The organism is Pseudomonas lyxosi, assembly GCF_047758685.1.
GTDB classification, from domain to species: Bacteria; Pseudomonadota; Gammaproteobacteria; order Pseudomonadales; family Pseudomonadaceae; genus Aquipseudomonas; species Aquipseudomonas lyxosi.
In genome coordinates, this window is record NZ_CP180481.1 from 2,982,486 (window position 1) to 2,994,709 (window position 12,224).

The window sequence follows — 12,224 nt, forward strand, 5'->3', positions numbered from 1 at the left end:
CGATAAAAAACCCTGTAGCAGCAGGCTTCGCCAGCTGCTACAGGGTTGGGTGTTGAGGCCGGCTAGAAGATTTGGGTGAATAACCAATACAAACTGCCCGACAACAGAATCGCCGCTGGCAAGGTCAGCACCCAGGCCATCAGCAGGTTGCGGATGGTCTTCATCTGCAAGCCGCCGCCGTTGGCGACCATGGTCCCGGCCACGCCCGATGACAGCACGTGAGTGGTTGAGACCGGCAGGCCGAACATGTCCGCCGCGCCGATGGTCAGCATCGCAACGGTTTCCGCCGAGGCGCCTTGCGCATACGTCAGGTGGGTCTTGCCGATCTTCTCGCCAACCGTCACCACGATACGTTTCCAGCCGACCATGGTGCCCAGCCCCAGGGCGATGGCCACCGCGATTTTCACCCACAGCGGAATGAACCGCGTGGCGTTGTCGATCTGTTGCTTGAACAGTTGCAGCTTGCCGGTGGTGTCGGCGTCAAAGTTGCCGACCTTGTTCTTGTCCATCAGGCGAATGGTTTCGCTGGTCAGGTACATGTCGTTACGCACGTTGCCCATGGCCTCGGCCGGGACTTTCGAGAGCGAGCCGTAGCCCTTGACCTGTGCACCAATGCTGCCAGCGAGGGCGGAGAGGGCCGGGACCAGTTGCGGCGTGACTTCCTTGCTGCGCACGTAATCGGACAGCACTGGACGCGGGTCGGCCGGCGCTGGCAGCGGGGCACTTTTGACCAGCGCTTGCTGGGTGACTTCGGCCACGGCGGCAAACTGCAGCGCCTGGTCCGCCGGCATGGTGCGGTTCAGCGCGTAAGCCATCGGCAGCGTGCCGACCAGAATCAGCATGATCAGGCCCATGCCTTTCTGGCCGTCGTTGGAACCGTGGGCGAAAGACACGCCGGTGCAAGTCAGGATCAACATGCCGCGAATCCACCACGGTGGCGGAGTGTCTCCCTTCGGTGCTTTATACAGCGCACGATTCTTGACGAAGGCACGCAAGGCCAGCAGCAACAGCGCGGCAAAGCCGAAACCGATCAGCGGCGACAAGAGCAGCGCGTAACCGATTTTAGTCGCCTGGGCCCAGTCCACACCGCTGGTGCCGTCGCGGCCGTGCATCAGGGCATTGGCCACGCCGACGCCGATGATCGAGCCGATCAGGGTGTGCGACGAAGACGCCGGCAAGCCCAGCCACCAGGTGCCGAGGTTCCACAGGATCGCGGCGATCAACAGGGCGAAGATCATCGCGAAACCGGCGGAGGAACCGACTTGCAGAATCAGCTCCACCGGCAGCAGGGCGATGATGCCGAACGCCACCGCGCCGCTGGACAGCAGCACCCCGAGGAAGTTGAAGAACCCGGACCAGGCCACCGCGAAATTCGGTGGCAAGGAGTTGGTGTAAATCACCGTGGCCACGGCGTTGGCGGTGTCGTGGAAACCGTTGACGAATTCAAAGCCGAGGGCAATCAACAGCGCTACGCCCAACAGCAGAAACGGCGTCCAGGTGGTGACCACGGTGCCGAGTTCGTTCATGTCGTGCATCAGGCTGTAGGCGGTGAACAACAGCCCGCTGCCCAGCACGGCGAAGAAAATCACGATGGTCAGCAGGCCGGGCTTTTTATCGAATTGCGGTTTGGCGCTACTGGCGGGCGCCTGTGCGGCGGAGAAGGAAGGAGTAGCCATGACGGACAATCCTGAGGGGAGAAGGAGTGTCGCCCATGATCGTTGCTGAATGTTACAGAGAGGCTGCGCTGGGTCAGGGTTTTGGGTTTTTGCTAATGCCGTCCGTCCCCATACCGATCGTTCCCACGCTCCGCGTCACTAGTGTCCGGTAAAAACCGAAGGGGGAGCTTGCTCCCCCTTGCTGTGCCTGCTTCGTAAGCAATAATCAGGTTTTCAGACTTGATTTTCGCCCATGTTCAGCAGCACTCGATTTGCGCAAATGCTTCAAGCCCTTCCTCATCAGCTCTTCAAAGCCGCCGTCAAACGCTGTGGCGCTGATCGTTACGCCAAACAATTCACGTCCTGGGATCTGCTCGTCACGCTGATTTACGGTCAGCTGACGCAAGCCAAAAGCTTGCGTACGTTGGCGACAGCCTCGCAGTCGCTGCAACCCCATCGCCACCACCTCAACGCCAAGAACATGGTGCGTTCGACCCTTTGTGATGCGTTGAACAAGCGCAGCTCAGAGCCGTTTCGGCTGGCCTGTGAGCACTTGCTTCAAGGCATTGGCCGCAAGCAGCGCAAGTCGCTCGAAGCCATGATCACCCTGATCGATTCGACCTCGATCAGCCTGCGCGGACCCGGTTTTGACGAATGGACCACCGCGACGAAAACCCGCATAACCCAAGGCTTGAAGGTACATGTGGCCATCGATCCACAGCAAACAGCCCCGACTTACGTAAACATCACCGCCGCCAACGTCAACGATCTGAGCGATGCCCTGACCATGCCGCTTGAAGCAGGTATGACGTACGTTTTCGACAAGGGTTACTGCGACTACAACTGGTGGCACCAGATTGATCAGATGGGTTCTTTCTTCGTCACCCGACTGAAGAAAAACGCCAATCTAAAGCCGGTAGAAAATTTGAGGGAAAAGGATGCACCCGAATTCATTGAGGCGGACGAATCGGTATTGTTCGGGAAGAAATACCTGAACACTCGACGTCCGAATCTCTACCAAAATCAGGCTGTGCGTCGGGTTCAGATCCGCCGAGAGGACCACGAAACGCCATTGATTCTGGTCACCAACGACTTCTCTCGCTCAGCGGAGGAGATCGCCGATCTGTACAAACAACGTTGGCAGATCGAACTGTTTTTTAAGTGGATCAAGCAAAACCTCAAGCTCAAACGGTATTTCGGCTTCTCTGAAAATGCCGTTCGTTTGCAGATCTACAGCGCCTTGATTACCTATCTTTTGCTGCATCTTTATCAGCGCCGTTCAGGTTGCTCGGGATCTATTTCAGACTTTGCCATTCGGCTAACCCACAGCTTGTTCGAACGCCCATTAAGCATTGAACACCTTGAACAGCGAAGGCAAAAGCGAACAAAGCTGAAGGCTGCCCAAGGCAGCCTTCAGCTTTGAAAAGGTTTTACCGGACACTAGTGACGCTCCGCGTGGGAATGCATCCATTGACGCTCCGCGTCAACGCTGGACGCAGAGCGTCCGGGGCGGAATTCCCACGCAGAGCGTGGGAACGATCGGCGGGAAAGGCTCAATAATCCTGGCGTTTACGAAACGCCCAACGCCCCGCAATCACGGTAAACGTCGCGACCAATGCCACCAGAATCCAGAATCCCTCCGGGTCACCCGCAAGCGGCACCCCACCGACGTTCATGCCAAAGAACCCGGCAATGATGTTGATCGGCAACGCCAGCACCGTCACCACGGTCAGGGTGAACAGTGTGCGGTTGCTCTGTTCGTTGAGGTTGGCGGCGATTTCTTCCTGCAACAGCTTGATCCGTTCGCCCAGCGCCGTGAGGTCGTTGATGATCAGCGCGAACTCCTCGGTGGATTTGCGCAATTCCTTCACATCCTCCTTCTGCAACCACTGCGGCGGGCGATTGAGCAGGCGCAGCAACGAGCCCGGTTCCAGCGCCAGCAAGCGTTGCAGGCGCACCAGCACCCGACGATTGGCGCCCAGTTCGGCGCGGTTGGTCGACAGCCGCGAGGACAGCAACTCATCTTCGATCTGATCGACACTGAGGCTGGTCTTGCGCACGATCTGGGTCAGCACTTCGCCCTGATCGCGCAGTAGATGCACCAGCAATTCCAGCGGCGAGCGAAAGCATTCACCGGCCTTCACCGACGAGCGCAGCTTGTCCACCGAGTGCAGCGGTTGCAGGCGTGCGCTGATGATCAGCCGACTGCGGGCGCAGACCCACAGCGTCGAAACATCCGAGGAGACCATGCTGCTGAGGTTGAACACCACATCGTTGACCACCGCCAGCAACGCCGAATCCACATGCTCGATGCGCGTCGAACGCGAACCTTCATGCAGTGCTTCGAAAAATTCGTCGGGCAATTCCAGATGGCTTTTCATCCAGCGCTCGCATGCGGCGTGGGCCAGGTTCAAGTGCAGCCAGAGAAATTCGTCGTTGTCGCCGGGTTGTTGCAGGCACTGCAAGGCCTTGGCTGAATCCAGCTCGCGGCCGCGCTCACCGGGGCGAAAACTGAAACCGTACAGCAGACCGAACAGGTCCGTGTCGCGATGACTTTGGTCGATGCTGTGGTTCATGAGGTCTCACTGAGGAGGCGCTTATCGTTATGTAGCAGCCGGCGAAGCCTGCGTTCGGCTGCGTAGCAGTCGTCAAACCTGAGCACGCAGTCTTCCAATGGCAATGCATTGCCTGATTTCACGACTGCTACGCAGCCGAACGCAGGCTTCGCCAGCTGCTACAGGTCGCGTTACGGCGTTAACAGGTTCACTTGAGCCGCATCATCGCAAGGAGTTTTGACGGTTTTGTGACAGAGCAGTGAAGGCTAAATAGTGGCGCTACCGACGGTCGGAATTGATTAAAGAACCGCTCTGGCACGCCGATCTTGCTGACGTTAACTTGCACGGCTTTGGCCACGAACCAAGGTCGCAGACAGGGATGTCCGGACACCTTTCACGCCTTGTTGCGGCGTGCCTCATCCCTGTCATGAGTATCACTCGATGCTGCAAAAGTCCCTGAGAGCACAAATCCTTGCCTTGTTGAGCGGCAGTCTGTTCGCGATGCTGTTGATCGCCCTGGCCTGCTTTCATTTTCTGTCCAGCGGTGTGCAGAACTACGCGAATCTGATCGTAGGCCCGCTGCACACCTCGCAATTGATCGATGAAGCCAACCTGCAATTCAAGGTTCAGGTTCAGGAATGGAAAAACGTCCTGCTACGCGGCAAGCAGCCTGCGGACCTGGACAAATACTGGAAGCAATTTGAAGACCGTCAGCGTGACGTGCAGGGCATCCTCGGTGAACTGGCCGGGCAGAAGGGTATCGAGCCGCAGCTGAAAACCCGCATCGAACGCCTGCGAGACGAACATCGTCTGTTGGGCGCGTCTTATCAGAAGGGCCGTGACGCCTACGTGGCGGCAGGCGCCGACCCAGCGGTTGGCGACACGGCGGTCAAAGGTGTTGACCGCGCAACCAGCGATCAGATGAGCGAGTTGGTCAGCGAATTGCGCAAGCAGGGTGCCGAGCAATCGAAGCTGATCAGCGCCGACGCCGACCGTACCGTATTGCTGGGGATCATTGTGATGCTCGCTTCGGGTCTGTTGATCGGGTTGCTGAGCCTGTGGCTGGTCAACCGCAACCTGGTCGAACCGATTCGCAAACTGATCGAGTACGTGGCGCAACTCAGCCAGGGTCGTTTCGCCGAACGTGTGGCCAGCACCCGACAGGATGAGCTGGGCAAACTGGCAATGGCCGCGAATACCCTGCGCGATTTCCTTGCCGAAACCTTCAACCGTTTGCAGCGCAGCGCCAAGGATCTGGACAGCGCCAGCGGTGAACTGAATTCCATCGCCACCCTGATGGCCAGCGGCACTAACGAGCAGTTCAACCGCACCGATCAGGTGGCCACGGCAATGAACGAAATGTCCGCCACCGCGCAAGAAGTCGCACGCCACGCTGCCGATGCGGCACGTGCTGCCGACGATGCCGATCAGTCCGCCCAGCAGGGCGAAAAGGTCATGCAGGGCACCATTCACACCATCACCCAAATGCGCGGCGAAATCGCCAATACCGCCACGGTCATCCGTCGTCTGGAAACCGACAGCGGGCGCATCGGCAAGGTACTGGAAGTGATTCGCGGCATCGCCGAGCAGACCAATCTGCTGGCGCTCAACGCGGCCATCGAAGCGGCCCGTGCCGGTGAAGCCGGGCGCGGTTTTGCGGTGGTGGCCGATGAAGTCCGCAGCCTGGCCCAGCGCACGGCGGCGTCGATCATCGAGATCAACCAGATCATTCAAACGGTGCAAACCGGTGCGGTGGACGCCGCTCAGGCGATTGAAAGCGGTCAGTCGCGCAGTGAGGAAAGTGTCGAGCAAGTGACTCAGGCCGGCGCCATGCTGGAGCGCATCACCCTGGCCGTGGAAGCCATCCGCGACATGAACCGCCAGATCGCCACCGCCGCGGAAGAGCAGACGTCGGTGGCCGAAGACATCTCGCGCAACCTCACCGAAATCACCAGCATCGCCAGCACCAATCTGGACAACGTGCAGCGCACCGAAGCGGCCAGCCACAACCTGCACGGGTTGTCGGGGCAGTTGAATGAAGTGACGGCACGTTTAAGCGCGTAACGGGAAGGTCTGTGTACCGGTTTGCTTACCGAGTCGGTACACAGTCGATCTCAATTCAGCGCAGGGGGTGTCGATGATGACGGTATTCCCAAAATCCCAATGGAAAACCGCCATGGTCAGCATCACTTCCGTTTCGATCACCCCGACGACTTCGGGCTCGTTGCAGACGGCAACGGCGGCGTTGTTGCAGGCGTTGCAGGATTCCGGTTTCAGCGCTTCGGGTTCTTTGGTCAGTACGACTGTTTAAATCCGTGCGGGAAGGCTGAAGGCGCGACTTCATTGCCTGAATTTGACGTGCAAAAAAGCCGCACGATCCGAAGATTGTGCGGCTTGGTGTTTGTGCATCAGGTGTCTTGTTTGTCGCTCAGGACTTTGCCGGTGGCGGCATCGAAATCCACGTCCCACTCTTTGCCGTCAGCGGCTTTCAGTTCGACTTCGTATTCATAGTTATTGAAATGGTTATCCAGATCCGTGTCGGTGATGGTCGCACCCGGGTGCAGTTTCAGCGCAGCCTGGTTCATTTCTTCCAATGGCTTGATCTTGCCGCTTTTGACCAGCTCAGGGATCTGGTCGACGCGGACATCGGCCTGGGCCAGGCCAGCGGTGAGGGTCAGGGCTGCAGCAGTGAACAGGGCAGTCAGGGTTTTCATGAGGTTCTATCCTTGGGTGATCTGTTTAAGTGGGATCAGGCTAACCGGCGCAACTTAATCCACCCTTAATTCTCCGAACGCGACTGAGCGAAGATCGTTCCCTGGTTCATCAGTAACCGTTGTTCTGCAGCAACTGCGCAACACTGGCCGCCGCCGGGCGTTTGTAGAACTTGAGCAGTTCGCTGGCGCGGTTAGTGAAGATGCCGTCGACGCCGGCGTCCATGACTTTCTGGTAATCCACGGCATCGTCGATGGTGTACACGTGCACCAACAAGCCCTGATCGTGGGTGTACTGGTTCATCCACGGTTGCACCAGATCCGAGTAACTCTGATCGCCACCCTTGGTCAGCGCCGCAGAAGGGCCGGTGCCGATCGCGCCCTGGGCTTTGGCGTACTCGACCCATTGCTGGAATTCGGCTTTGTCTTTCGGTTGCTGTTTGGCGTAGTAAGTGGCTTTGTCCTTGTCGCCGGACTCGGCAAACGTCACCTTGGATTTTGGCTCGATGCTGCCTTCACCGACCCACAGCAGGAGGATTTTCGGCACTTTCGGCATTTCCTTCTCGAGCAGTTCGAGGCTGCTCTTCTCGAAGGTTTGCAGCACGACTTTACCTTTGCCCTGGCCAACCGCCAGGTCGCTCTTCGCCAGTTTCGAACCTGCCGGGCTCAACCAGCCGCGGTCCTGGAGTTTTTCCTTGAGGTCGCGCTCGATCCCGGGAAACTGCTTCGGTTCTTTGGTTTCGATGTACAGGCCGGGCTTGTGCAGCGGATTGCCTTGGGCAATATCGATGATTTCGTCCAGTGTCAGGATTTTCAGACCGACGTACGCAGGTCGCGCGCGATCCGGGTAGGCGGTGTTGAACCAGCTTCCAGCATCCAGGGTTTTCAGCTCGGCGATAGTGAACTCGTTGGCCGGGCGGTCCTTGCGTTCAGGGAATTTGCTGGCGACGTCGGTGGTGCGTTGCAGGTTGTCGTCGTGCAGGGCGAACAGCACGCCATCCTTGCTGCGTTGCACGTCCATTTCCAGGTAGTCGGCACCCAGATCGCGGGCCAGTTTGTAGGCGGCGGCGGTGGATTCCGGTGCATCGAAGGACGCGCCACGGTGGGCGATCACGGCCGGATGCGGAATGCCCATGCGGGTGGCCAGTGCGGTGGGGCTTGGCTCGCTGGCGGCCTGTGCCTGGCCGAGACCCAGCATCAGACTCAGCAGCAGGGCACTCTTGGTGAAGGTAACAGGCATGGTCGAGGTCCTTTCGCAGATTTTCAAAGACGTATCTTTTAACAACTGAGCGCCGCTTGCGCTATCGCCAGACCGACATAAACGTGTTTAAAGCAGATTTTTTCAGCGCTTTTGTGCGCTTCTTTGCAGTACTCTTGGCCCCGGCAGTTACCCCGGCAGAGGGAACGCCCATTCGCTTGCCCTGCGTGTAAACCATCGATCACCGGTCCTTTGCGACCTTCTGTGAGGTTTATCATGCGCATCACTTCCGAGCTCATCTGCCAGGCCGCCGACCAACTCAAAGGCTTCGTCGGCCTCAATCGCAAGACCGGCCAGTACATTGTTCGTTTCAGCGAAGACTCTTTCGGCATGGACGTGGCGGATGACGGCATTATTCCCACCAGCGAATTCGTCTGGGCCCCAGGTTCCGCGCAGGCCATGACGCTCAAGCGTGAGTTGATTCAGTTGTTGCTGGATCACAACATCGATGACCGGATCAACATCACCGAGCCGTTGCGGGTGTACATGAATCGGCGGGAAGTGCCGGAGATTTTGGCGGTTCGCAGTCTGGTGCAGAGCTGATTTTTGCAGTGACTGTGCGGGCCCTATCGCGAGCAAGCTCGCTCCCACATTTGATCTGTGCATCAACACAAATCCAATGTGGGAGCGAGCTTGCTCCGGGCGGCGTTCCGACGATGGCGGCCTTAAGAGCACCACAACCACTTACTGCTTGAACGCATACGCCCGCTCAACCTTGCACACCCGTGTATGACAAGACGAATACCAGGTCGAGCGCCCGCGCTCGCGAATTTCACTGTGCTCGGGATGATGTTTCCACGCCAGGATCGCCGCTTCGCTGGCCCAGTAGGACACCGTAATCCCGAGCCCGTCTTCACCCCGAGCCGATTCCACACCCAGGAAACCGGGTTGCTCACGGGCCAGTTCGACCATGCGCGTGGCGGCCTGCTCGTAACCATGATCACCGTCGGTACGCAGGGAGGTAAAAATCACCGCGTAGTAAGGCGCTGGCGGAGTCTTGGCGATCATGACTTCTGCCTCTTGCAGGCTGCGATCAACGCACGGACCGGCGGCGGCAGCTTGCCTTTGAGCGCGGCGCGTTCAGGTTGGAACAGCGTTGCGACGAAGAACGGATGACCTTTGAGTTCCACCGCCCGCAAGTCGCCCGAAGAGTCGTGTCCAACGGCATACAGCTGCTGGGTCAACAACTCACGTTCGAACGCTGGATTAACACCGTAACGGCAGCGATAGCCTTCGACAATCTCAGCGCTTTCGTACGCCTTGGCGATCAACGAGCCTTCAACCAGATGAATGTTGTCGACGGCCTCCACCAGCGAGCAGGTCAGTGGCGTGAGTAATGCTCGTGCCGCATCAGGTGAAGTCTCTCCGTGTTCGGCATCGTCCCAGCCCAGAACATTTCGGGCGTATTCGAGTACGGCGTGTTGAAAACCGCCACAGGTGCCAAGGAATGGCCGTTGCTGTTCACGGGCAAAACGAATCACCCTCAACGCACCGTCCATATCGCGGTAAGGGCTGGCGGGCACGCACCAGAAACCGTCGAAATCAGCCAATGGCGCATCGGCGCTGATGCGGTCGGTGGCCAACCACTGGAACTGCACGTCTGTGTTCGCATGTTCAGCGGCCATGCCGAGGGCGATGGGGATGGCTTGGTGAGCGGTGACTTGCGGATCGTAATCGCCGATCAGGGCGATGCGGATTGGGCGGGTTTCCATGAGTGCGCTCCACGCTTGTTGATTCCTGGCACCCACTATAGATTGGCGTTCACGCACTCAATATTGGCGTTATCCCAATTGATCAATGCACCGACGCACTATCGACTGGATTACCCCGACCTGTCCCTGATCCTCGCGCTGGTGCGCGGTGGCTCTCTGGCCCGAGCGTCGACACTGTTGAAGGTCGATGTCTCGACCGTATTTCGCGCCGTGCGCCGACTGGAAGCCGCGCTGGGCCAGCAATTGTTCGAAAAGAGCCGCGCCGGCTACTTGCCCACCACCTTGGCGCAAACCCTGGCCGAGCAGGCTGAGCGGGCCGAACAGGCGCTGGAGGCGGCGCGCATTGGCGTGGAGCAGGGCGGTGAAGTCATCAGCGGCACGGTGCGCCTGACTTGTACTGATTCGGTCCTGCAGAGTTTGCTGTTGCCGGCGTTGGCGAAGTTCATGCCCAGCTACCCGGCGCTGACCATCGAGTTGAGTACCTCCAACGACTTCGCCAACCTCAGCCGCCGGGATGCCGACATCGCCTTGCGCCTGACTCGCACACCGCCCGAGCACTTGGTGGGTCGGCGATTGGCCCAGGTTTCCTATCGAGTCTGCGCCAGCGAGGCGTATCTGAAATCGGTCGACTCCGAAGACTTGGCTTCGCTGACCTGGATTGCCCCGGACGACTTCCTTCCCGATCACCCCACCGTCGTGTGGCGCCGTCAGCAGTTGCCCGGCGTCACGCCGGGTTATCGCTGCAACAGCATGTTGTCGGTGACTGAACTGGTGCGGGCCGGGCTCGGTGTCGCGGCATTACCGGACTTCCTCATCGGTGAAGGGCTACAACCGTTGAGTGAGCCGCTACACGGTTACGACACGGCGCTCTGGTTGCTGACCCGCCCGGATTGCCGCGCCTTGCGCTCGGTGGTGACGTTGTTTGATGAGTTGGGGCGGGCGCTTCGATTGCCTTGACCGAGCGCTAAACCTTCGGCTGATCCTTGCGCACGAAGTGCTGATGCATTTCCGAGGTCAGGCTTTCGATGCGTTCGGTGAGGGCCTTGGTCATTTCGGTGAGCCGGGTGTTTTGCTCGAGCAACTCCAGCAATTGCGCGGTGTTCTGCGCCGCTTGCGCCTGACGCTCACTGTTGGCGACGGCCAGGGTTTCGCGGTGTAGGGCGTCGGCGTCGGACTGGGCTTTATCCCGCGCCGCCTGACGGGTCTGGGCCAGCAGAATCAACGGCGCGGCATACGCCGATTGCAGGCTGAACGCCAGGTTGAGCAGGATGAACGGGTAGAGATCGAAGTGCGCCACGCCAAACAGATTGAGGCAAACCCATAACACCACGATCAGCGTCTGCGCACCGAGAAAGGTCGGCGTGCCGAAGAACCGCGCGAAGGCCTCGGCGCGCAGGGCAAACTTGTCGTTGCCAAAGGTAGGCGCCAGGTGGGCGTGGGGGCGATGAAAACGCAGATGGTCGACGGGGAGGGCGGGTTGAGTGTCGGAAGTCGTGGTGGTCATGGTGCTCTCTGCATGGCGCTGGGACTGAGGCTCACTATAGCCCCAGCGCCAGTTTCATTCTGAAACACATTGCAGTGTTTTATTTAGAGCGACCTGTGATCGGTAAATCGGCAGACCTTGTCATTTATTGCAGCTGATAACAGGCCAGAAACATGTCCAGCGCCGACTCCACCACGGTGGTCTGCATCTCGGCTGACAAGCCGGGCAGGCCCATGGAAATCTGTGGCCAGAACGCAAAGGATTTGAGCATTCCCTGAATCTGTTGTGCAGCGAATTCGGGGGCGACCGGTTTCAAACGACCGTCGGCCTGAGCGGCGCGGATCCACACCGTCAGGCCTTCTTCGCGCTCCCCCATTCGGGCAACCATATTCTGCGCGCGCTCGGGGGAGTGGATGGTGGCGGCGATGGCCACTCGCGCCAGGTCGAGAAAATTGTCATCGCCCAGCATCTGCATTTTCGCCATCAGCATCAGGCGCATCTGGTCGCGCAGCGGCAAATCAGGGTGGTAGGGCGTTTCCTGTTCTGACGTCACTCGCGCCCACAATTGATTGAGGATTTCGGCGAACAACTCTTCCTTGCTGGGGAAGTGGTTGTACACCGTGCGCTTCGACACGCCGGCGGTGGCAGCGATCTTGTCCATGCTGGTGATGTCGAAACCGTTGGCACGGAATTCGGCAATCGCAGCCTGAATGATGGCTTCGCGTTTTCGGTCGGTGAGGCGCTGTGGAGCTGTCATAAGTACGCTTCGGCAAGAAGAAGTGAGAATTACACTTGGCAGTTTACTTGTGATCGGCTTTGATGCAACCTAGAAACTACACTGTGCAGTGTA

Annotated in this window: 13 protein-coding genes; 5 read left to right on the forward strand and 8 right to left on the reverse strand. The window is 58.9% G+C overall.

The genetic code is table 11. The features are described from left to right. Window positions 1-62 precede the first annotated feature (62 nt). The gene (locus ACMXYI_RS13710) at window positions 63-1,676 is read right to left on the reverse strand and encodes an inorganic phosphate transporter (protein WP_415773609.1); all 1,614 of its coding nucleotides are present in this window, start codon (window positions 1,674-1,676) and stop codon (window positions 63-65) included. A gap of 232 nt (window positions 1,677-1,908) precedes the next feature. Here ACMXYI_RS13710 and ACMXYI_RS13715 point away from each other — a divergent pair, with 232 nt between their 5' ends. Next, window positions 1,909-3,078 (forward strand): IS4 family transposase, encoded by a 1,170-nt coding sequence (locus ACMXYI_RS13715; protein ID WP_415768078.1) that lies wholly within the window; start codon window positions 1,909-1,911, stop codon window positions 3,076-3,078. A gap of 130 nt (window positions 3,079-3,208) precedes the next feature. Here ACMXYI_RS13715 and ACMXYI_RS13720 read toward each other — a convergent pair whose 3' ends face one another. Further along, window positions 3,209-4,231 (reverse strand): transporter, encoded by a 1,023-nt coding sequence (locus ACMXYI_RS13720; RefSeq protein ID WP_415773610.1) that lies wholly within the window; start codon window positions 4,229-4,231, stop codon window positions 3,209-3,211. Between the two features lie 420 nt (window positions 4,232-4,651). On the opposite strand from ACMXYI_RS13720, the gene ACMXYI_RS13725 reads away from it, so the two are divergent. After that, window positions 4,652-6,274, forward strand: a complete 1,623-nt coding sequence (locus tag ACMXYI_RS13725) for a methyl-accepting chemotaxis protein (protein WP_415773611.1) — start codon at window positions 4,652-4,654, stop codon at window positions 6,272-6,274. A 73-nt stretch (window positions 6,275-6,347) separates the two neighbouring features. Beyond that, a complete protein-coding gene (locus ACMXYI_RS13730) occupies window positions 6,348-6,521 on the forward strand; it encodes a hypothetical protein (RefSeq protein ID WP_415774014.1) in 174 nt (57 codons plus the stop codon). Window positions 6,522-6,618: 97 nt separating this feature from the next. On the opposite strand, the gene ACMXYI_RS13735 is transcribed toward ACMXYI_RS13730, so the two are convergent. Next, a complete protein-coding gene (locus tag ACMXYI_RS13735; RefSeq protein WP_095130939.1) occupies window positions 6,619-6,924 on the reverse strand; it encodes a PepSY domain-containing protein in 306 nt (101 codons plus the stop codon). 109 nt (window positions 6,925-7,033) lie between these two features. Next, entirely contained in the window at window positions 7,034-8,161 is a 1,128-nt protein-coding gene (locus ACMXYI_RS13740) for a glycerophosphodiester phosphodiesterase (protein WP_415773612.1), read from the reverse strand. Window positions 8,162-8,395: 234 nt separating this feature from the next. Between ACMXYI_RS13740 and ACMXYI_RS13745 the strand changes: the two genes are divergently transcribed. Beyond that, on the forward strand, window positions 8,396-8,722 hold the full coding sequence (locus ACMXYI_RS13745) for a DUF2025 family protein (protein ID WP_415773613.1): 327 nt from the start codon (window positions 8,396-8,398) through the stop codon (window positions 8,720-8,722). Window positions 8,723-8,863: 141 nt separating this feature from the next. Here ACMXYI_RS13745 and ACMXYI_RS13750 read toward each other — a convergent pair whose 3' ends face one another. After that, window positions 8,864-9,187: an antibiotic biosynthesis monooxygenase family protein gene (locus tag ACMXYI_RS13750; protein ID WP_095130946.1), complete on the reverse strand. Its 324-nt coding sequence runs from the start codon at window positions 9,185-9,187 to the stop codon at window positions 8,864-8,866. Then, a complete protein-coding gene (locus tag ACMXYI_RS13755) occupies window positions 9,184-9,891 on the reverse strand; it encodes a CTP synthase C-terminal region-related (seleno)protein (RefSeq protein ID WP_415773614.1) in 708 nt (235 codons plus the stop codon). Before ACMXYI_RS13755 ends, ACMXYI_RS13750 begins: the two co-directional genes overlap by 4 nt. 15 nt (window positions 9,892-9,906) lie before the next feature. Between ACMXYI_RS13755 and ACMXYI_RS13760 the strand changes: the two genes are divergently transcribed. Beyond that, on the forward strand, window positions 9,907-10,848 hold the full coding sequence (locus ACMXYI_RS13760) for a LysR family transcriptional regulator (RefSeq protein ID WP_415773615.1): 942 nt from the start codon (window positions 9,907-9,909) through the stop codon (window positions 10,846-10,848). Window positions 10,849-10,855: 7 nt separating this feature from the next. On the opposite strand, the gene ACMXYI_RS13765 is transcribed toward ACMXYI_RS13760, so the two are convergent. Together ACMXYI_RS13765 and ACMXYI_RS13770 are read right to left on the reverse strand one after the other, a co-directional pair. Next, window positions 10,856-11,395, reverse strand: a complete 540-nt coding sequence (locus ACMXYI_RS13765) for a DUF1003 domain-containing protein (RefSeq protein WP_046056205.1) — start codon at window positions 11,393-11,395, stop codon at window positions 10,856-10,858. Between the two features lie 124 nt (window positions 11,396-11,519). Then, window positions 11,520-12,131: a TetR/AcrR family transcriptional regulator gene (locus ACMXYI_RS13770; RefSeq protein WP_415773616.1), complete on the reverse strand. Its 612-nt coding sequence runs from the start codon at window positions 12,129-12,131 to the stop codon at window positions 11,520-11,522. Window positions 12,132-12,224 lie beyond the last annotated feature (93 nt).

Excerpts from the sequence above, each read along its gene's own strand:
- ACMXYI_RS13710 (WP_415773609.1), bottom strand. The coding sequence starts at position 1,676 with ATGGCTACTCCTTCCTTCTCCGCCGCACAGGCGCCCGCCAGTAGCGCC.
- ACMXYI_RS13715 (WP_415768078.1), top strand. The coding sequence starts at position 1,909 with ATGTTCAGCAGCACTCGATTTGCGCAAATGCTTCAAGCCCTTCCTCAT.
- ACMXYI_RS13720 (WP_415773610.1), bottom strand. The coding sequence starts at position 4,231 with ATGAACCACAGCATCGACCAAAGTCATCGCGACACGGACCTGTTCGGT.
- ACMXYI_RS13725 (WP_415773611.1), top strand. The coding sequence starts at position 4,652 with ATGCTGCAAAAGTCCCTGAGAGCACAAATCCTTGCCTTGTTGAGCGGC.
- ACMXYI_RS13730 (WP_415774014.1), top strand. The coding sequence starts at position 6,348 with ATGATGACGGTATTCCCAAAATCCCAATGGAAAACCGCCATGGTCAGC.
- ACMXYI_RS13735 (WP_095130939.1), bottom strand. The coding sequence starts at position 6,924 with ATGAAAACCCTGACTGCCCTGTTCACTGCTGCAGCCCTGACCCTCACC.
- ACMXYI_RS13740 (WP_415773612.1), bottom strand. The coding sequence starts at position 8,161 with ATGCCTGTTACCTTCACCAAGAGTGCCCTGCTGCTGAGTCTGATGCTG.
- ACMXYI_RS13745 (WP_415773613.1), top strand. The coding sequence starts at position 8,396 with ATGCGCATCACTTCCGAGCTCATCTGCCAGGCCGCCGACCAACTCAAA.
- ACMXYI_RS13750 (WP_095130946.1), bottom strand. The coding sequence starts at position 9,187 with ATGATCGCCAAGACTCCGCCAGCGCCTTACTACGCGGTGATTTTTACC.
- ACMXYI_RS13755 (WP_415773614.1), bottom strand. The coding sequence starts at position 9,891 with ATGGAAACCCGCCCAATCCGCATCGCCCTGATCGGCGATTACGATCCG.
- ACMXYI_RS13765 (WP_046056205.1), bottom strand. The coding sequence starts at position 11,395 with ATGACCACCACGACTTCCGACACTCAACCCGCCCTCCCCGTCGACCAT.
- ACMXYI_RS13770 (WP_415773616.1), bottom strand. The coding sequence starts at position 12,131 with ATGACAGCTCCACAGCGCCTCACCGACCGAAAACGCGAAGCCATCATT.